This is a genomic window from Brevundimonas sp., from assembly GCF_035627475.1.
GTDB lineage: Bacteria > Pseudomonadota > Alphaproteobacteria > Caulobacterales > Caulobacteraceae > Brevundimonas.
Genome location: NZ_DASPLR010000015.1, coordinates 70,846 through 89,961, shown reverse-complemented (window position 1 = coordinate 89,961; position 19,116 = coordinate 70,846). Strand labels below are relative to the sequence as shown.

Below are 19,116 nucleotides of genomic sequence, written 5' to 3'. Positions count from 1 at the left end.
CCACGTTAGAGCGGCGAACCTTCGTTCTTCAAATCACGAAAGCGCTGAACCCGATCAATCCTCGTCGCCGTCACGCGTCTCGATGCGATGGGTGAAGACGCGAACGTCGCCGTCGCCGCCGCGCTCGCCTTCCTCGATGAAGCCGGAGCGGTCGGCGTCCATGCGGGCGAAGGCCTCGCGCAGGGGTCCGGTGAATTCGGCCTCGCTGATTTTCCCGTCGCCGTCCTTGTCCATATCCCCGTGATCGCCCGGGCCGCCCATGTGACGGATTTCGACCCGGGCCTCGCCGCCCGTCCCGTGGTGGCCAGGACCGTGGATCATCATCGGCATGCCGTGTCCGCCGGCTCTGCGGATGATGATCTCGTGCTCCTCCCGCGCACCCGGCTCGCCGGAACCAGGACCGCGCATCTCGAAGCGGTGGGCGCCGGGCGCTCCGTCAGGTCCGCCCCGGAAGATCATCATGTTCCCGTCTCCATCCGGGCCATGACCGCCCGACAGTTCCTCCGTCGACAGACGGCCATCGCCGTCGGTATCCATGCGGGCGAAATGGTCGTTCAACGGCGCAGCGAACTCTTCGCGCGACACCTGGCCGTCCCCGTCCTTGTCGAGCGAGCCGGGGCCATGCGACCCCACGACCATCACCTGGGTATGGACTTCGGGCGGCGCGGGCGGAGCCGGAGGCTCCTGCAGGAGGGCGGCGGAAAGGGCGATGAGGGTCAGCATGAGCGATCGGCTCCCGTTGAACAGACCCCTGTTCGACCACGGGGGGCTTTCGCCAGTGTTTCACCGGCTCGCCGAATTGTTTCAGCCCTGAAATGACGGCGCGACCACGGTTCGCCACAATGGGTCCATGCAAGCCGAAGCCGCTCCGCGTATCCTCGTTGTCGACGACGACCCCGGCATCCGCGAGGTGCTGACCGAATACCTGTCCCAGCACGGCTATGCGGCCGAGGGAGCAGCGACGGCGGCCGAGATGGACCGCGCCATCGCCACCCGCCCGCCGGATCTGATCGTGCTGGACCTGATGATGCCGGGCGAGGACGGGCTGTCGGTCTGCCGGCGGATCGCCGGCAAGGGCCCGCCCATCGTCATGCTGTCGGCCATGGGAGAGGACACCGACCGGATCATCGGCCTGGAACTGGGCGCCGACGACTATCTGGCCAAGCCATGCAATCCGCGCGAGCTGCTGGCCCGGGTGCGGGCGGTGCTGCGCCGGCCCCGGGAGGCCGCCGAGGCCGACGGACCCTGCCTGACGTTCGCGGGGTGGCGGCTGGATCTGATGCGGCGCGAACTGATGCGGCCCGACGGCCAGACGGTGGCCCTGTCGGCCGGCGAGTTCGCCCTGTTGCGCGCCTTCGCGGAACGGCCGGGCCGGATCATGACCCGCGACCAGTTGCTGGAGCGGGCGCGGGGCGCGGACAGCGACGTGTTCGATCGGGCCATGGACGTGCAGATCAGCCGGCTGAGGAAGAAGCTCGACGACGGGTCGGGACTGGAGATGATCCAGACCCTGCGCGGGGAAGGCTATATGTTCGACGTCCGGGTCGAGCGCGTTAACGGCGCCGGCCGGAGCGCCTCGTGAAGCGCCCCTCGTCCCTGCCGGTCCTGGTGCAGGTGGCGGCGCTTGCGGCGCTGGCCGTGGTCATGTCGCAGGCCGTGGCGTTCGCGGTGGTGGTGCTGGCGCCGGAGCCGCGCCCGACGGGATTCAGCATCGAGGCGGCGGCCGACGCCCTGAAGGGCCGGCCGGCCGAGACGTCCGACGGTCGGCCCCTGAAACGGCGGATCACGGACGCCCCCGTTTCGCCGGCGCGCATCGACGAGGTCGATCCGATGGCCCTCGCCATCTCCGCCGGGCTCGCACGGCGAATGGACGTCACACCGGACAAGGTGAGGGTGACGATCGACCGGAGAGACCGCCCGCGGCGAATCGGGCTGCGCCGTGAGCCCGCGCCGACCGAAAAAGGCGAAGTGAACTTCGTCTATGTCCGACCGGGCGCGCCGACCCCGCCTCCGCGGGTTCGTCCATCGGCCCCGGAGAAGACCGCCGGAAGCCCTTCCCGCGAAGACCTCACGGCCGTCGCCGAACTGCACATGCGGCACATGGCTCCGCGCGGTGACGACGGAGCGATCGTTCTCAACACCACGACCCGTGAATTCACCGTCGTCGCCGACCGGCTCACCTTCGCGCCCTTTTCAGCCTCGGTGCTGCAGCCGGACGGGCGATGGGCGACGGTCGAGCCGCCGCGGGGGCTGCTTTCACCGTGGCAGCAGCGTCTGCTGCTGGCGCTCGGCATCTCCATGCTGCTGCTGGCGCCGCTGGTCTGGTGGATGGCCCGAAGGCTGACGCGCCCCATCCGTGTGTTCGCGGAGGCCGCCGAACGGCTGGGAGCGGATCCGGACGCCGAGCCGCTGGCTCCTTCCGGCCCCAGCGAGGTGCGCACGGCCATCCACGCCTTCAACGACATGCAGGCGTCGCTGCGCGACCATATGCGCCAGCGGACGCAGACGATCGCCGCCATAGCCCACGACCTGCGCACGCCCCTGACCCGTCTCCGCTTCCGGGCCGAGCAGGCGCCCGGGGCCGTGCGCGACCGGATGGCGTCAGACATCGAGGAGATGGACGCCCTGATCGCCCAGGCGATGGCCTTCGTGCGCGGCGAGACCACCCCGGACCGGCGCGAGGTGCTCGATCTGGATGCGCTGGCCGCGGACTGTGCGGGCGGCTTCACCGAGACAGGCGCGGCGGTGACGTTCGAGGGCGGGCGGCCGCTGCCGGTCGAAGGCGACGCGGCGGGCCTGCGTCGGGCGCTGGCCAACCTGATCTCCAACGCGGTCAAATACGGCGGCGCCGCGCGGGTGATGGCCTTCGCGCGGGACGACCGCGCCGTGGTCGAGGTCTCGGATCACGGGCCGGGGCTCGGGGAGAGCGAACTGGAGGCGGTGTTCGAGCCCTTTCACCGCGGCGAGCGGTCGCGCAGCCGGGAGACCGGGGGAGCAGGGCTGGGCCTGACGGTCGCCCGCCAGGCGGCGCGAGCGCACGGGGGCGATGTGACGCTGACCAACCGGCCCGGCGGCGGACTGACCGCCCGGCTGGAGCTCCCGCTCGACCCGGCGGCGCGCGCGAACGCCTGAGGCGCGGCACGACAAAGCGTTACAGTTGATCACGGCTTGTTACAGGCGCGGGGTTGAAACCCCGGGCCGCCGGTTCCATTGAAGCGCCAACGACAACACCCGCTCCAGGAGACCGCCCTCATGACCGTTCGCGTCGCCATCAATGGTTTCGGCCGTATCGGCCGCCTCGTCCTGCGCTCGATCGTCGAGCATGGCCGTCGCGATATCGAGGTGGTGGCGATCAACGATCTGGGCCCGGTGGCCACCAACGCCCACCTGCTGAAGTATGACTCGGTGCATGGCCGGTTCCCGGGCACGGTGGAGAGCGGCGAGGACTGGATCGACGTCGGCCTCGGCAAGATCAAGGTGACGGCGATCCGCAATCCGGATGAGCTGCCGCACAAGGATCTGAACGTCGACATCGCCTTTGAATGCACCGGCCTGTTCACCTCCAAGGATAAGGCCTCGGCCCATCTGAAGGCCGGCGCGAAGCGGGTGCTGGTCTCGGCGCCGGCCGACGGGGCCGACAAGACCATCGTGTTCAAGGTCAATCACGAGACCCTGACCGCCGACGACATCGTCGTGTCCAACGGCTCGTGCACCACCAACGCCCTGGCGCCTGTGGCCAAGGTGCTGAACGACCTGTTCGGCATCGAGCGCGGCTACATGACGACGATCCACGCCTACACCGGCGACCAGCCGACGCTGGATACGATGCACAAGGACCTGTACCGCGCCCGCGCCGCCGGCCTGTCGATGATCCCGACCTCGACCGGCGCGGCCAAGGCCCTCGGCCTGGTGCTGCCGGAGCTGAAGGGCAAGCTGGACGGCTCGTCGATCCGGGTGCCGACGCCCAACGTTTCGGTCGTCGACCTGAAGGTCGTGGCGGGCCGCGAGGTCACGGTCGACGAGATCAACGCCGCGCTTCAGGCCGCCGCCGACGGCCCGATGAAGGGGGTGCTGCACACCACCACCGATCCGGTTGTGTCGATGGACATGAACCACATCGCCGCCTCGTCGACCGCCGCCCTGCCCCAGACCCAGGTGGTCGACGGCAAGCTGGCCCGCGTGCTGAGCTGGTACGACAACGAGTGGGGCTTCGCGACGCGGATGGCGGATACCGCGCTTGTGATGGCGAAGTTCCTCTGATGGTGGCGAAGAGCTTCCGCACTCTCGACGACGCCCCCTCCCTCGCCGGCAAGACCGCGCTGGTGCGCGTGGACTTCAATGTGCCGATGGAGGGCGGGAAGGTGACGGAGGACACCCGGCTGCGGGTGGCCATCCCGACCATCGAGAAGCTGCGCGACGCCGGGGCGAAGGTGGCGCTGCTGGCGCATTTCGACCGGCCGAAGGGGCAGCGCGTTCCGTCGATGAGCCTGCGGCCGGTGGTCGACGATCTGGAGCGGCTGCTGGGCGCGCCGGTGCGGTTCGCCGAGGACTGCGTCGGCGACGAGGCGAAGACGATGATCGCCGATGTCGACGCGGGCGGGGTGGTGCTGCTGGAGAACGTCCGTTTCCACGCCGGGGAGGAGAAGAACGACCCGGCCTTCGCGGCGCAGCTGGCGGAACTGGGCGACCTGTACGTCAATGACGCCTTCTCGGCGGCGCACCGGGCCCACGCCTCGACCGAGGGGCTGGCGCGGCGGCTGCCGGCCTACGCCGGGGAGTCGATGCGGCGCGAACTGGAGGCGCTGGACAAGGCGCTCGGCAATCCGGCCAAGCCGGTGCTGGGCATCGTCGGCGGCGCCAAGGTGTCGACCAAGCTGGACCTGCTGAAGAACCTGGTCGGCAAACTGGATCGCTTGGCCATCGGCGGCGGCATGGCCAACACCTTCCTGTTCGCCCAAGGCGTGGACATCGGCGGCTCGCTGGCCGAGCGCGACATGGCCGAGACAGCCCGCGAGATCCTCGCCGAGGCGGAGGCGAAGGGGTGCGAGATCCTGTTGCCGATCGACGTGGTGGTGGCGACCGAGGTCAAGCCGGGGGCGGAGACCCGCACCGTGCTGGCGCGCGAGCAGATCGGCGACGACGAGAAGATCCTCGATGCCGGCCCTCTGACGGTCGAGAAGCTGGTCAAGGCCATGGCCCTGTCGCGCACCCTGATCTGGAACGGACCGCTGGGCGTGTTCGAGGTGCCGCCGTTCGACGCAGGCACCGTGAAGGCGGCGCAGGCCGCCGCCCAGCTGGTCAAGTCGGGAGCGCTGGTGGCGGTGGCCGGCGGCGGAGACACCGTCGCGGCGCTGCATCACGCGGGCGTGGCCGACGACATGACCTTCGTCTCCACCGCCGGCGGAGCCTTCCTGGAGTGGATGGAGGGCAAGCCCCTGCCCGGAGTGGAGGCGCTGAGGGCCTGAGACTCGCGCCGGACGCCGGCCAAGCCGCTGTAACAATGCGTGACTTTGGGCCTTGAGAGGGCTAGATCACCCCCAAACACAAAGCTCAGGAGGACTCGATGGATCTGGCGGCGCTCAACGCGGTGGCCGAGGCGATGGTCACGCCCGGCAAGGGCATTCTGGCGGCCGACGAGTCCACGGGGACCATCAAGAAGCGCTTCGACGCCATCGGGGTCGAGAACACCGAAGAGAACCGCCGCGACTATCGCGAATGCCTGTTCCGCTCGGAGCAGACCATGCGCGAGCACATCTCGGGCGTGATCCTGTTCGAGGAGACCCTGTACCAGGACGCCAAGGACGGCACGCCGCTGGTCGACATAATCAAGGCGGCAGGCTCGATCCCGGGCATCAAGGTCGACAAGGGCGCGACCAAGATGGCCGGCTTCCCCGGCGAGACCGTGACCAAGGGCCTGGACGGCCTGTCCAAGCGGCTGCGCGCCCATTACGAGCGCGGCGCGCGGTTCGCCAAATGGCGCGGCGTCATCGATATCGCCGACGGCATCCCGACCTGGGGCTGCGTCAAGTCCAACGCACACGCCCTCGCCCGCTACGCCCGTATCTGCCAGCAGGAGCAGATCGTGCCGATCGTCGAGCCCGAGGTCCTGATGGACGGCGCACATGACATCGCCAAATGCGACGAGGTCACCCGCTGGGTGCTGCAGACGGTGTTCCAGGAACTCTACGAACAGCGCGTGGCGCTGGAAGGCATCGTCCTGAAGCCGAACATGGTCATCTCCGGCAAGGGCAGCGTGCGTCAGGCGAAGGTCCATGAGGTCGCCGAGCGCACCATCGCCGCGCTGAAGGCCACCGTGCCATCGGCCGTGCCGGGCATCGCCTATCTGTCCGGCGGTCAAACGGACGAGCAGGCCACTGCGCACCTCGACGCCATGAACCGCATCGGCGGCTTCCCGTGGAAGATGACCTTCTCCTACGGCCGCGCGCTACAGGCCGCACCTCAGCGGGCCTGGGCCGGCAAGGCCGAGAACGCCGTCGCCTGCCAGGCGGCTTTCCACCACCGCGCACGCATGAACGGCCTCGCCTCGCTGGGCCAGTGGGAGAAGAAGCTGGAGAAGAAGGCGGCCTGACGCCTGGGGGCCGGCGCGTGACGCACCGGCCGCCTGCTCACCAGTTGCCGTACTGATCCCGGAAGCGCCAGCGGACGTCGCGGACGTCGCGCTCGGCGTCGTCGATCTCGTCCTGGGCGCGGCGCCAGTCGCGTTCGGTGTCGGCGCGCTCGCGGCGGATCTCCTGGATACGGTTGCGAATCTGCTCGCGCTGCTCGTCGGTCAGGCCCTCCGCCCGGGCTTCGGCCTGCTTGGCCGTGATCTTGTCGTCCAGCTCCTCGAGCCGTGAGCCGAGGCTGTCGACCCGGCTGCGGGCGTTGGCCAGCGCCTGTTCGGCGGCGTGCACGACCTGGCCGTCGCGATAGGCGTACATGAAGTCCGCCTCCAGTTCGGAGGGACAGACCCCGGCATAGCCCGAGCCGGTGCGCCCGACCTCGAAGCCCTTGGCGGGCGTGCAGTAGTAGACCAGGCCCTGCCTGCGGCCCGCCGCATAGGCGGCGGCGTCCGGCGTGACGCCGTGCTCGGCGCAGGCCTCGGCATAGTCGTCCAGGCGGCTCATGGTCAGGCCCGACTGGCCGTCGACATAGCCCTGGCCCGACCAGTCTCCTGCCAGGCACTGCTCGGCGCTCATGGTCGCGCAACTGCCGAGCGCAAGCGCGGCCCCACCGGCCGCCGCCGCGATGATCAGAAGTCTCATTGTCCCGTCTCCCCAGACACCCGTGTTCACCATGACCCAAATCTGCCCAACAGCCAAGCTGGCGGGCTTGCCCGCGCGCCGTCGCGACGTGCTAGATCGGTGACCGCCTGTCCCGGCGGCGGAGCGCGCAGTGTCCGACGACCCCCTGATCGAAGACGACGAGGCGACGGTGCTGGAGGGCCGGCTCGAGGCGGGCGGGACGCGGCTGGACAAGGCGTTGGCGGAGATCTTTCCGACCCTTTCCCGGGCGCGGCTACAGGCGCTGCTGGCGGAAGGGGTCGTCAGCCGGGATGGGGAACCGGTTTCGGGCGGCTCGGCCAAGGCCCTGCCGGGACTGTACGCCATCGCGGTCCCGCCCGTGGTGTCGGCCATACCCCTGCCCGAGGCCATTCCGCTGACCGTGCTGTACGAGGACGCGGACCTGATCGTCGTCGACAAGGCCGCCGGCATGGCCGCCCATCCGGCCCCGGGCTGCGAGACCGGAACCCTGGTCAATGCCCTGCTGGCCCATTGCGGAACCTCGCTGTCGGGCATCGGCGGCGTCGCCCGGCCGGGGATCGTGCACCGGCTCGACAAGGACACGTCAGGGGTGATGGTCGCCGCCAAGACGGACCGGGCCCACGCCGGTCTGTCCGCCCTGTTCTCGGCCCACGACATCGAGCGGACCTATGTAGCCCTGACACGGGGCGCGCCCAGTCCCCCGAAGGGCCGGATCGAGACCCTGATCGGACGGTCTTCCTCGGACCGCAAGAAGATGGCGGTGCTCAGGAGCGGCGGCCGCAAAGCGGTCACCGATTACGTCGTTGAACGGACGTTCGGGCTCCCGGCCAAGGCCGGCGGCGCCCCGCTGGCCGCGCGGGTCGCCTGCACCTTGCACACCGGCCGGACCCACCAGATCCGTGTGCATCTGGCCTCGAAGGGCGCCCCGATCCTCGGGGATCCGGTTTACGGCTCGGGTAGCCCCGCCGCGACCGTGCGCGCCGCGATCGCCGAAGCGGGGCTGAAGCGACAGGCCCTGCACGCAGCCGTCCTCGGCCTTGTCCATCCGGTGACCGGCGAGGCGCTGCGTTTCGAGACCCCACCGCCGAATGATATGGCGGAGCTCGAGCGCCGACTCGCCGAGCTGTGACGCTGACCCACCATTCAGGAGACCCGCGATGGCCGACGCCGACATCCGCGACAACGCCGAGAGCCATCGCTACGAACTGCCGGTCGGCGACGAGGTGGCGGTGGTCGTCTACAACCTTTCCGACCGAAACTTGATGATTACCGAAACCCTCGTCCCCGAGGCGCTGGAGGGTCGGGGGATCGCCAGTCGGCTGGCGAAGCACGTCATCGATGACGCCCGGAGCCGAAACCTGCTGATCCTGCCGGTCTGCCCCTTCTTCTCGGCCTGGCTGCAAAAGCATCCTGAGCAGGCCGACGTCGTGCACCCGACGTACCGCCAGATCCTGGGGCTTGCCTAGTCCGTCTTGATTAAGGACGCACTCTGCGCTATACACTCGCTCATTCGGTGCAGTGGCGCCGGGGCAACGGTCACGCTTCTGTGTGACGATCCGCCTCTGACAAATGCGGAAACCCGACCCTATCTCACCGGTTGAGGGGTGAGGCGTCGGCGCACATTTGGGTGGCCGTCTCCGCAGGGCCCGCTTGTATACACGGTCGGAGGGACCAGATGGCTGTAGCTAGATCGCTCGCGGTGATGTCGCCTGAACAGGGACTCTCGCGTTACCTGACTGAAATCCGCAAATTCCCGATGCTGGCGAAGGACGAGGAGTTCATGCTCGCCAAGCGTTGGACCGAGCACCAAGATCCGGAGGCCGCCCACCGCCTCGTGACCTCGCACCTTCGCCTCGTGGCCAAGATCGCCATGGGCTACCGCGGTTACGGTCTGCCGATCGGCGAGGTGATCTCCGAAGGCAACGTCGGCCTGATGCAGGCGGTCAAGAAATTTGACCCGGACAAGGGCTTCCGGCTGGCGACCTACGCCATGTGGTGGATTCGCGCCTCGATCCAGGAATACATCCTGCGCAGCTGGTCGCTCGTGAAGATGGGCACGACCGCCGCGCAGAAGAAGCTGTTCTTCAACCTGCGCAAGGCCAAGAGCCAGATCTCGGCCTTCGAGGAAGGGGATCTGCGTCCGGAACACCTCTCCGCCATCGCCACCAAGCTGGGCGTGTCGGAGGAAGAGGTCACCAACATGAACCGTCGCCTCGGCGGCGACGCCTCGCTGAACGCGCCCCTGCGCGCCGACGGCGAGAGCGAATGGCAGGACTGGCTGGCCGACGACACCGCCGTCTCACAAGAGACCCAGTTGGCCGAGGACGAGGAGAAGTCGATCCGCATGGGCCTGCTCGAGGAAGCCATGCAGGAGCTGACTGATCGCGAGAAGCACATCCTGACCGAGCGGCGCCTCAAGGACGATCCGGTTACCCTGGAAGAGCTGGCGGGCCAGTACGGCGTGTCGCGGGAGCGGGTGCGCCAGATCGAGGTCCGCGCCTTCGAGAAGCTGCAGAAGGCCATGCGCGCCGCCGCCGAAGAGCGGAACCTGGTCGACGCCTGATCAGTCGACCGGTTTCAACTTGCCCGCTTCATCGGCTCGGGCGGCGCCATGGCCAGCAGCGAGCCGATCGGCGCGGCGAGCGTCGCCTTGCAGGGCGGGCCCGAGGCCAACGTGACCTCCAGAGCGCCCACGGCCACGGCGAGCCGTGAGTCGGACGCCTTCATGGCCAGAGACTTCAGCGTTGCGGCCTGCTCGCGAATGGCCCGCACCGCCTGCATTGGATCCCTGTCGAACTGATCGAGGGCGGCCGCGAGAATGCGCATGGCCTGATCCTTCGCCGCCGCCATGGCCGCGGCGCCGCTGGCCGGCTTGTCCGCCCGCCGCTTGCGGTCTCCGGTGAATTCGCCCGAGTTGAAACGGCGCCGGTCGGGTCCGACATAGCCGACGGCCTCGACCCAGTCGCGAGGCTTCAGGGCGACGTTCTCGACCCGCTTCAGCAGGTCGGCGCTGGTGAACGGCTTGCGAAGGAATTCGTGTACGCCGCTGTCGCGAGCCCCGAGGATCGTGCTGGCCGTCGCGTCGGCGGTGACCATGATGATCGGCGCCCGGCGGCAGGCGAAGCTCGATCGGCGAAGGGATCGGGCGAGCGACTCGCCGTCGAGGTTGTCGCCGTTGCGTTCGGTGAAGATGATGCCTGGCTCCAGCTCCGCCGCAGCCTTCATGGCGCGCGGCTCGCTCGCCTCCACAACGATCTCGCCCGCGCCCATGCCCTTGATGATCTCGGTCAGCAAACGCGCGGCGTGTGGGTTCGGGTCGACGACCAGAACCCGCCTCAACACCGGCGCCAGCTTCGCCAGAACGCGAGGATCGACAGCAAACAAGACGCAGCCTCCAGACAGGGCCGCGATCCTTAACCCTGGCCGGTTAAGACCCGTTGAACGCTGAACCGGGCCGACGATCAGCCCTGGAATGGGTCGTGCATCAGGATGGTGTCGTCCCGCTCGGGACTGGTCGACAGCAGGGCCACCGGGGCGCCGATCAGTTCCTCGATGCGACGGACGTACTTGATGGCGTTTGCGTTGAGGTCGCGGAAGCTGCGTGCCGAGGCAGTGCTTTCGCTCCAGCCCTCCAGCTCCTCGAAGACCGGCTCAGCCGCCGCCTGATCCTTCAGGCTCGAGGGCAGATAGTCCAGCACCTCGCCGCCGATGCGGTAGCCGGTGCAGATCTTCAGCGTCTTCAGGCCGTCGAGGACATCGAGCTTGGTCAAGGCGATGCCGTCGATGCCGTTGATGGCTACCGACTGCCGCACCAGCACGGCGTCGAACCAGCCGCAACGCCGCGCCCGACCCGTATTGACGCCGACCTCGCGGCCGACCGTCGCCAGATGCTGGCCGACCTCGTCGTCCAGTTCACAGGCGAACGGCCCCTCGCCGACGCGGGTCGTGTAGGCCTTCACGATGCCGAGCACATAGCCGACACCGCGGGGGCCGATCCCCGCGCCCGCAGCGGCCTGACCGGCGACCGTGTTGGAGCTGGTCACATAGGGATAGGTGCCGTGGTCCACGTCGAGGAAAGCCCCCTGGGCGCCCTCGAACAGCACCCGCTTGCCGTCGCGACGCGCTCTGTCGAGGACGCGCCAGGCCGGCTGAACGTACGGGAGGATTTTCGGCGCGATCTCCAGCAACTGGCGCAGTAGCGCCTCCGGATCGATCGGTTCGAGGCCGAGGCCGGCCCTGAGCGGATCGTGGTGCGCGCGCAGGCGCTCGATCTTGACCTTCAGGTCCTCGGCGCTGGCGAGATCGCAGACGCGGATCGCGCGCCGCCCGACCTTGTCTTCGTATGCGGGACCGATACCCCGCCCGGTCGTGCCGATCCGGGCGCCCGGGGCGCTCGCCGCCGCTTCGCGGGCGACGTCAAGAGCCGGGTGGATGGGCAGGATCAGACAGGCATTGTCGGCGACGATCAGCACCTCGGGGCTGATGGCGATGCCCTGGGCGACGATCTTCTCGATCTCGCCGACCAGGTGCCAGGGATCGACGACCACGCCGTTGCCGATGATCGACGGCTTGCCCTGCACCACGCCGCTGGGCAGCAGGGCCAGCTTGTAAACCTTGCCGTCCACGACCAGCGTATGGCCGGCGTTGTGGCCGCCCTGGAAGCGCACGACAACGTCCGCCCGGTTCGACAGCCAGTCGACGATCTTGCCCTTGCCCTCGTCACCCCACTGGGCGCCGACCACCGCAACGTTCGCCAAGACGATTTCTCCGCTACCGGGACTTCGGAATGCGGGCGCAGCCTATAGCGAGGGAATCGGCCGATGTCGTCCCAACGGGCCGATTAATCGGCGAGAGCAGTTTCAAACGCCCAATCGAGCCAGGGCGTCAACGCTTCGATGTCGGCCATATCGACGGTGCAGCCGCACCAGATGCGCAGACCCGCCGGCGCGTTGCGGTGACTTTCGATGTCAAACGCAGCGCCCTCAGCTTCGACGAGCGCCTTGATCCGTTTCACCAGCGCCTGTCGTGCAGGTTCGTCCATCGCCGTCACCCGCGGGTCGACGAATTTCAGGCAGACGGAGGTGGTCGACCGGGTCGCCGGGTCCTCTGCAAGATAGTCGATCCAGTCCGTGCGCCTGACCCAGGAGTCGAGCGAGGCGGCATTGGCCTCGGTCCGCGCGACCAAGGCCGGGAGGCCTCCGATCGACAGGCCCCACTCTACGCCATCGATCCAGTCTTCGATTGTCCAGACCGAGAAGGTGTTGATCATAGAGCCGGTGGCCAGCGTCGCGTCAAAACCTTCGCCGTTCCTGAGTCGCAGCACCTTGGGGATGGGCCGGGGCGGCGTGTAGTGGTCCAGCCGCTCGACCGCCTTGGGCGACAGGGCCGCGATGCCCAGGCCCGCTTCCCCGCCGAGCGCCTTCTGGAAGCTGAAGGTCACCACGTCCAGTCTTTCCCACGGCAGCGGCATGGCGAAGGCGGCCGAGGTCGCATCGCAGATCACCAGGCCTTCGCGATCCGCCGCAATCCAGTCGCCGGCCGGCGCCTTCACGCCCGAGGTGGTTCCGTTCCACGGGAGGACCAGATCCTTGGCGGGATCGACCCTGGCGACGTCGGGAAAGCGGCCCCACCTGGCGGTGAGGATTTCAGGATCGAGTTGCAGATGGTCGCGGAGGTCGGTCGCCCAGACCTGGCCGAAATTCTCGAACGCCATCACCTGGACCGGTCGCTGGCCCAGCATCGACCACATGGCCGCCTCGACGGCCCCCGTGTCGGATCCCGGCACATAGACCAGCCGCCAGTCGGTCGGAACCTGCAGCAGGTCCCGTGTTAGCCGGAGGGCCTCAGCGAACCGCTCCACGACCTCAGGGGCACGGATTCCGCGACCGAGCAGTTCATGCGGAATGGCCTGGCTGGACCAGCCCGGCCGCTTCGCCGTCGGCCCGGACGAGAACCACGGCCGCTCCGGTTTCGAGTTCGGCTTTCCTGACATCAATCCCGCCATGGGCGGTAGGCGCCCTTGTCCCGCATCTCCTGCGCCAGCTTCGTCAAGCCGTCGTCCGGGCTGTCCGGCAACTGGATCATCAGCTTGGCCAATAGATCGCCGCGCCTTGCAGCGACAAAGGCGCCTCGGCCTTTCAGCCGCAGCACCTTGCCGGAGTTGGAGCCGGGCGGGATCGTCATGTTGACAGTCCCCTCGGGAGTCCGCACCGGGACCTTACCGCCAAGCACGGCGTCGGGCAGCGTCACCGGCAGATCCATGGTCAGATCCGCGCCGTCCCGATGGAAGACCGGGTGCGGCGCGATCTTCAGCGTGATAAGCGCATCGCCGGCCTCGCTCCGGCCGGACGCGCCGGGCGCGCCCTGCCCCCGCAGCCGGATCGTCTGGCCGTCCGCGGCGCCCCTCGGAATGGTAACGTCGAGGGTGCGGCCGTCCGAGAATTGGATGCGCCGGGTCGCGCCCGAGATGGAGTCCTCGAGGCTGATCTCAAGGGTCGCCTTGACGTCCGCCCCGCGCGAGGAAAACCCGCCCCGCGCTCCACCGGCGCGGGCGCCGCCGCCGAACATGCCGCCGAAAAGTTCGTCCAGGTCGATGTTCTCGAAACCGCCGCGCTGGGCGCCACCTTGGCCGAACGGATGCCCACCCGGCCCGCCCCTCGCGCCACCGCCGAAGCCTGAGAACTGCTCACGTCCGTCCGCGTCGATCTCGCCCCGATCGAACCGCGCCCGCTTTTCGGCGTCACCCAGCAGGTCGAACGCGGCCGTCACGCGCTTGAAGCGCTCGTCCGCGTCGCGGTTGCCGGGATTCTTGTCGGGGTGCAGTTCCTTGGCGAGCTTGCGGAACGCCTTCTTGATCTCGTCCGCGCTCGCGCCCCTCGAAACGCCCAGTTCCTTGTAGGGATCGCCCGCCACGTTCGAGTCCGCTCCTGCCGCGCCAAGTCCGACCAGTCAGTTAGGGCATTCGCATCGGAGCGCAAAGCCGGGCGCTCCAATTCTCCTCGGCAGCGGCGATCAGGCCAGTCTGATGCGAGCCTCCGCGCCCCAGCCGTAGCCATCACCCCACTGGGCCACCGCCACCTCGGCATCCACGAGGCCGCCGGCGAAATCGGTGGTGACGTCAGCTGTTGCGTACGTCGCGAACCCGGCCCCGGCCTCGAACGCCCGGATCACGGCCCCGCCGGCGAGCACACGAACCTGGTATCGCGGCGGATCGGAAACCGCCAGTTCCCCATCCCAACGATCCCCGTCGATCCTCGTCCTGGCCAGCCAGGTCAGATCGAACCCGCCGTCGTCGCGCATCCTGCCGCGCAGGTGAGCCGGACTCCACGGTCGGTCGTGGCGACCTGAGGGCGTGAACGCTGTCTGGCTCACGCCCGCGCCTCCGGGCGGTGTCCCTGCGGGACCTGCTCGCCAGATCAGCGGCAGACCTCGTTCGGCGCCCGGAGACTCCATCCGCCGAAGTCCGTCGGCAAGAAACACGACGAGCGCCCCGCCTTCCGCACCCGCCGCCATCGCGTCCTCCGTCCCCTGCTGGCCCCGCAGCAGGCACGTCAGGCGCCAGACCTCATCACCGATCAGTTCGACGGCCCGGAACTGAATGATCTCCCAGCCGGAAGCGGTCTCCAGGGCGAGAGCGTTTCCACCGGCCAGCACTGCGGCGGTCGACAGACTTTCCGGCGCCCGCCCCTCGATCCGGACGTCGAGGACGTTAGCCGCGTCCCAGCGATGGCGCACGCCGGAGGCCAGATTCGAAACAAGGACGCCAACGGTGGCGGGTTCCTCCACGTCGCCGCGCGCTGTCAGGCTCATCGCCTCTGGTCCGGCGAACACGCGCATCGGGCGCCACGGCTCCCCGGCGACGACCGCGATCGGCCGCCGGTCGCCCTCTGCGCCGAACAGCGGCGGAGGATCGATCATCCGGAAGAACGGCGCGCCGGTCACTGCCGCTGGCCGTCCCGTGGATGGCGCTCCGTCATCCTCGCCGAGGCGCACCGTCGATACCGGTTCGAGGACGGCCGAAGGCGTCTCATCCAAGCCCAGCCGTAGCACCCGCCAGTCGCGGGTATCGCCGTCCACCTGAACAGTGTCGCCCGGCTCCAGCGCCAAGGCCTCGAGCGTTCCGAGCGCGACCGTCAGCCGATCGTCACGTTCTGTCTCCAGCGCTCGCGCCGCGGCGGCCAGGGCCAAGGCCCGCGAACAGACGGCCGGGAGGTCAAGGTCGAGACCGCCGCCTTCGCCGGTCGTCCGGATGACAGCTGAGCCGGTCTGATAGTCGGCGGCGCCGTCGATGAAACGCACCCGCGCCGTGCCCGGTCGGGGCTCGAGCAACCGGTCAGCCCGCACGCTCGCGCCGTTCGCCGGCAGCGCCAGTCGTTCCGACGTCAACGCCAGCGCGGCCGGCTCGTCCCCGATGACGGCGACCCGTCCCCCGGTTTCGGCCACGACCACTCCCAGACCGTTCAACAGCGGCTCCAGAGCGTCGCGTGTGCGCATCGGCCGGTCGATGACGTAACCTTGTACTGCGCCCCCGAGCGTCCCGATCTCATACTCGGCCTCGGAAAGGCCGCCTCGCCTCAGGATTTCGGCGACCAGATCGCGGGTGTCGCCGCTCAGTCGGCCGTTCAGCCAGTGCCCCGTTCGCCACGCCGGCGCATCGGCCCAGACGTCGGATCGGGCAGGAAACGTCGGCCACGGCCGCGCATCCCAACACCAGGCGTCCGCGCTCTCGAGCATAGGTCCGCCGTAAGCGGGCGAAACCGGGTTGTTGGCAGGGTCCGCAAAGTGGGTCAGCACCGCTTCCAGCGCCAGTCGCTGCATCCGATCGTCTCGGGCGCCGGTGGAGAACGGCGGCAAGCCGCCATCGGCGCTCTTGCGGTCAGAGAACAGGTTCGGCGCATTCACGCCTCGATCGACGGCCGGACAGCCGAACTCGGTCAACCGGATCGGCTTCATCCCCGGCGTCCAGGCTGTCGGCTCCGCCGCCCGCGCCCCGCCCGGACGGTCATGGTGGGCGTGTGACCACCAGCCCTTCAGATCCTTGGACCGAAAGACCCAGTCCTCACCGTGCGCCGTGTCGACAATCCGTGTGCGGGTCTGTGCGAGACGATCCTCCGCCGAGGCGTAGAACCAGTCGAAGCCTTCCCCGCCCGCCACCTGCGCCGCCAGCGCGGCCGGATCATCCGGCCCGGCGAAAGCCACGCTGTCCAGGCCTCCGCCTCCGTCCCGCCAGTCGCCAAGCGGCGGATACCAGTCGACAGCGACGTAATCGATGTCCGTATGGGCCCACAGTGGATCGAGGTGGAACACTACCTCCGCGCCGTCGCGCCAGCCGGAATACTCCGACCAGTCCGCGGCGTACGACAGCTTCACGCCCGCCCCCACTATCGCCCGGCATTCCGTCGCCAACGCCCGCAACGCCTCGATCGTCGGAAACTCGCCCGCACCATCGCGGGTCCAGGTCAGGCCGCGCATCTCGGATCCGATCAACAGCCCATCGGCCCCGGTCTCCGCGACCAGCGCCGCGTAGTGCAGGGCCAGCCGCCGCAGTCCCCAGCCACCCGCCTCACCGAAAACTGCGCCAACGTCGGCGCCCGCCCCAGCTCCATCCTGTCCCTTGAGGCGCCCCCGCCACGGGTAGGCCGCCTGTTCCAGACCGCCATAGGGGTCTGGCAAGCCGTTGCCCGGCGGCACGTCCATGAAGACGAAAGGATACAAGGTCACCTCCAGGCCGCGGCCCTTCAGTTCCTCTACCGCTTGCCGCACGCTTTCATCCGAAGGGGTGCCGCCGTAGGCCGGGCCGCCGCCGCTCTGCGAAATCTGATGCGCGCCGGCGCGTGTGAGGCCTGCGACGGACCACGTCAGCGGCTCGGTCGGCTTGTCCAGACGCTCAACACCCGGCCGGATCGTGCAATTACAGGCCCTGAGATCGTCGCCGAACCAGCCGATCACCAGGCTGACGCGCTTCAGATTGGGAAGCTGGGCCTGCAGTTGGTCCAGAGACACGGTGAAATCTGTCCGTCCATCGCCGGCATGGAGGTTCTCCGGCGTCGTCCGCGTAAGCCCTTCACGCCGCAGGACCACGTCGGTGGCCAGCACGAACTCTCCCGCGCCAGGAATGAGGCAGACGCCTTCCAGCCGATCCTCCAGCCCGGGATCCGCTCCCCGCGCTCGCCGGAACACCTCGAAGGCCAGTTGGGGCGGCCGGTTGCCATACGGCCCCAAGGGCAGGTCCTCGAACACCACATAGGCCGTGCCGCGATACGCCGGGGCCTCCGCCTCGACTGCCTCGATCAGCGGATCCGGCATCTGGTTGTCCGTGCCACGATGCAGGCGCATCGTCACGCCGGTCAGGTCCATCGGGTGCCCGTCGGCCCACACCCGGCCGATCCCGTCGACGGAGCCTTCGCACAGGGCCACGGCGAAGCTTAGTGAATAGTCGTACTCGACGGTGCGAGGCCCTCCCTTGCCCGCCGACGAGGTGTTGCGGCCTTCCAGGAACCGCGCCGCCCAGATCACCTGGCCGGTGACGCGGGCGCGCCCGAAAAGGCATGCCATGGGCGCGCCCTCGGCTGTCGTCTGCAGGGCCAGTGTCTTCAGCCTCGGCCCCTTCTGGCGTGCGGGCTCCAGTCCAGCGACCAACGCTTGGTCGAGCATGCCGCCAACAGCCGCCCCGATGCTCTGTCCGATACCCCCGCCGACCGCTCCGCCGGCCCCGCCCAGAACAACCTGCGCCATCAGCCGACCTCCCGATCAGTCTCGCGGGACGGCCACGCGAAGGCCGCCACCAGCCGTCGCCGCCACCATGTTCCCATCCAGCTTTCCACGACCGCCCGGCCCCAGTACGCGTGCACCATGCGTGGCTCGCCCTGTCCGAGCAGCGCGCCCTCGCTCATGATCGCGCAGTGCTTGACCGGACAGCCCGGAGCCATGCGGAACAGCAACACGTCGCCGGCGCTCGCCTGCTCAACCGGTATCTCTTTCAGCCAGCGGCGCGCGGCCTGCAGCAGCGTCTCCTCGCCTCCGAGCTCGGCCCACTCCGGCCGATAGGGCGGCGCGGACTCTGGCTCGGTCCCGAACAGGTCACGCCACACACCCCTCACAAGGCCGAGGCAATCGGCGCCCTGCCCCAGCAAGCTGGCCTGATGCCGATACGGCGTCCCCAGCCAGGCGCGGGCTGCCGCGACGGCTCGCCTCCTCACCGCCGGCTCCTGCCATCGTTGCGTCCGCCCTGCACCGGCGCGGCCGTCAGGAAATCATCGCCCGGAATGTCGGGAAATCCCTGAAAGTTGAAGCCATTGGCGAATGCGTTCGTGCAGGTTGCCCAGCGTTTGTCGCAGTGGACCCCGGGGAAACTGCCGAGATCGACCTTGCATCGCGCGTCGCCCAACTGAGCGTCGCAGTCGCGGCCATAGGTTCTACCAATCACGCGCTCCAGCGCCGCCATCGGACCTTCCAGGTCGGCGCTGAATCCGTCCCCGATGCGCCGTACGCGCGCCAGCCGCGCCACCCACAGCCGCACCTTCAGGTCCGGTCTTCGCCAATCGACCCGCCACAACGCCACCTCCGCTCGATCGTACAGGCCCGCCGCGATGTCGGCTTCGCTGATCGAGGTGTCGTCGAGGACGCCGGCCACGGCTATCGAGCCCGGCACGAGGCCGACAGAGCTTTCAGCGGCGCCGAGGGTCCATCCGCTGGCGGCCAGGCAAGGGATGCCGTTAACCTCCAGATCGCGGTCGTGATCCGTGAATCCCGCCTCTACGCCGTCGGCGCGTTTCAGCAGCCAGGCATAGCACAGGGTCGACGCTCCGCTCTCGATGCGAGTCGCCAGTTCTGCCGGTATCGGACGCATGCT

General features: G+C 68.9%; 17 protein-coding genes. 8 read left to right on the top strand and 9 right to left on the bottom strand.

What is annotated here, in order from left to right; all coding sequences use genetic code 11:
* Positions 1–54 precede the first annotated feature (54 nt).
* Positions 55–723 carry a hypothetical protein gene (locus tag VEA62_RS04140; RefSeq protein WP_324818779.1) on the bottom strand — a complete coding sequence of 223 codons (669 nt, stop codon included), beginning with the start codon at positions 721–723 and terminating at the stop codon, positions 55–57.
* Positions 724–850: 127 nt separating this feature from the next.
* Here VEA62_RS04140 and VEA62_RS04135 point away from each other — a divergent pair, with 127 nt between their 5' ends.
* The 5 genes from VEA62_RS04135 to VEA62_RS04115 all read left to right on the top strand — a co-directional run bounded on the left by VEA62_RS04135 (position 851) and on the right by VEA62_RS04115 (position 6,589).
* A complete protein-coding gene (locus VEA62_RS04135) occupies positions 851–1,582 on the top strand; it encodes a response regulator (protein WP_324818777.1) in 732 nt (243 codons plus the stop codon).
* Positions 1,579–3,132, top strand: coding sequence for an ATP-binding protein (locus VEA62_RS04130; protein WP_324818775.1), 1,554 nt, complete (start codon positions 1,579–1,581; stop codon positions 3,130–3,132). Before VEA62_RS04135 ends, VEA62_RS04130 begins: the two co-directional genes overlap by 4 nt.
* Before the next feature lie 120 nt (positions 3,133–3,252).
* A complete protein-coding gene (gene gap, locus VEA62_RS04125) occupies positions 3,253–4,260 on the top strand; it encodes a type I glyceraldehyde-3-phosphate dehydrogenase (RefSeq protein ID WP_324818772.1) in 1,008 nt (335 codons plus the stop codon).
* Entirely contained in the window at positions 4,260–5,465 is a 1,206-nt protein-coding gene (locus VEA62_RS04120) for a phosphoglycerate kinase (RefSeq protein ID WP_324818769.1), read from the top strand. The genes gap and VEA62_RS04120 overlap by 1 nt, the downstream gene beginning before the upstream one ends.
* A gap of 98 nt (positions 5,466–5,563) precedes the next feature.
* On the top strand, positions 5,564–6,589 hold the full coding sequence (locus VEA62_RS04115; protein ID WP_324818767.1) for a class I fructose-bisphosphate aldolase: 1,026 nt from the start codon (positions 5,564–5,566) through the stop codon (positions 6,587–6,589).
* A 37-nt stretch (positions 6,590–6,626) separates the two neighbouring features.
* Here VEA62_RS04115 and VEA62_RS04110 read toward each other — a convergent pair whose 3' ends face one another.
* The gene (locus tag VEA62_RS04110) at positions 6,627–7,265 is read right to left on the bottom strand and encodes a DUF2799 domain-containing protein (protein WP_324818765.1); all 639 of its coding nucleotides are present in this window, start codon (positions 7,263–7,265) and stop codon (positions 6,627–6,629) included.
* 130 nt (positions 7,266–7,395) lie between these two features.
* Between VEA62_RS04110 and VEA62_RS04105 the strand changes: the two genes are divergently transcribed.
* The 3 genes from VEA62_RS04105 (at position 7,396) to rpoH (ending at position 9,828) form a co-directional block, all read left to right on the top strand.
* On the top strand, positions 7,396–8,394 hold the full coding sequence (locus tag VEA62_RS04105; RefSeq protein WP_414641814.1) for an RluA family pseudouridine synthase: 999 nt from the start codon (positions 7,396–7,398) through the stop codon (positions 8,392–8,394).
* A 28-nt stretch (positions 8,395–8,422) separates the two neighbouring features.
* A complete protein-coding gene (locus VEA62_RS04100; RefSeq protein WP_324818763.1) occupies positions 8,423–8,731 on the top strand; it encodes a GNAT family N-acetyltransferase in 309 nt (102 codons plus the stop codon).
* Positions 8,732–8,940: 209 nt separating this feature from the next.
* Positions 8,941–9,828 carry an RNA polymerase sigma factor RpoH gene (gene rpoH, locus VEA62_RS04095; RefSeq protein ID WP_324818760.1) on the top strand — a complete coding sequence of 296 codons (888 nt, stop codon included), beginning with the start codon at positions 8,941–8,943 and terminating at the stop codon, positions 9,826–9,828.
* A gap of 14 nt (positions 9,829–9,842) precedes the next feature.
* On the opposite strand, the gene VEA62_RS04090 is transcribed toward rpoH, so the two are convergent.
* The 7 genes from VEA62_RS04090 to VEA62_RS04060 all read right to left on the bottom strand — a co-directional run bounded on the left by VEA62_RS04090 (position 9,843) and on the right by VEA62_RS04060 (position 19,113).
* On the bottom strand, positions 9,843–10,649 hold the full coding sequence (locus VEA62_RS04090; protein WP_324818757.1) for a response regulator: 807 nt from the start codon (positions 10,647–10,649) through the stop codon (positions 9,843–9,845).
* A 77-nt stretch (positions 10,650–10,726) separates the two neighbouring features.
* Positions 10,727–12,022 carry an adenylosuccinate synthase gene (locus VEA62_RS04085; RefSeq protein WP_324818755.1) on the bottom strand — a complete coding sequence of 432 codons (1,296 nt, stop codon included), beginning with the start codon at positions 12,020–12,022 and terminating at the stop codon, positions 10,727–10,729.
* 83 nt (positions 12,023–12,105) lie between these two features.
* Positions 12,106–13,257 (bottom strand): phosphoserine transaminase, encoded by a 1,152-nt coding sequence (locus tag VEA62_RS04080; RefSeq protein WP_324818753.1) that lies wholly within the window; start codon positions 13,255–13,257, stop codon positions 12,106–12,108.
* On the bottom strand, positions 13,257–14,177 hold the full coding sequence (locus VEA62_RS04075) for a DnaJ C-terminal domain-containing protein (protein ID WP_324818750.1): 921 nt from the start codon (positions 14,175–14,177) through the stop codon (positions 13,257–13,259). Before VEA62_RS04075 ends, VEA62_RS04080 begins: the two co-directional genes overlap by 1 nt.
* A gap of 99 nt (positions 14,178–14,276) precedes the next feature.
* Entirely contained in the window at positions 14,277–17,999 is a 3,723-nt protein-coding gene (locus VEA62_RS04070; protein ID WP_414641813.1) for a baseplate multidomain protein megatron, read from the bottom strand.
* Positions 17,999–18,463, bottom strand: coding sequence for an NlpC/P60 family protein (locus VEA62_RS04065; RefSeq protein ID WP_324818746.1), 465 nt, complete (start codon positions 18,461–18,463; stop codon positions 17,999–18,001). Before VEA62_RS04065 ends, VEA62_RS04070 begins: the two co-directional genes overlap by 1 nt.
* Positions 18,460–19,113 carry a baseplate hub protein gene (locus tag VEA62_RS04060; RefSeq protein WP_324818743.1) on the bottom strand — a complete coding sequence of 218 codons (654 nt, stop codon included), beginning with the start codon at positions 19,111–19,113 and terminating at the stop codon, positions 18,460–18,462. Before VEA62_RS04060 ends, VEA62_RS04065 begins: the two co-directional genes overlap by 4 nt.
* Between the last annotated feature and the right edge of the window lie 3 nt (positions 19,114–19,116).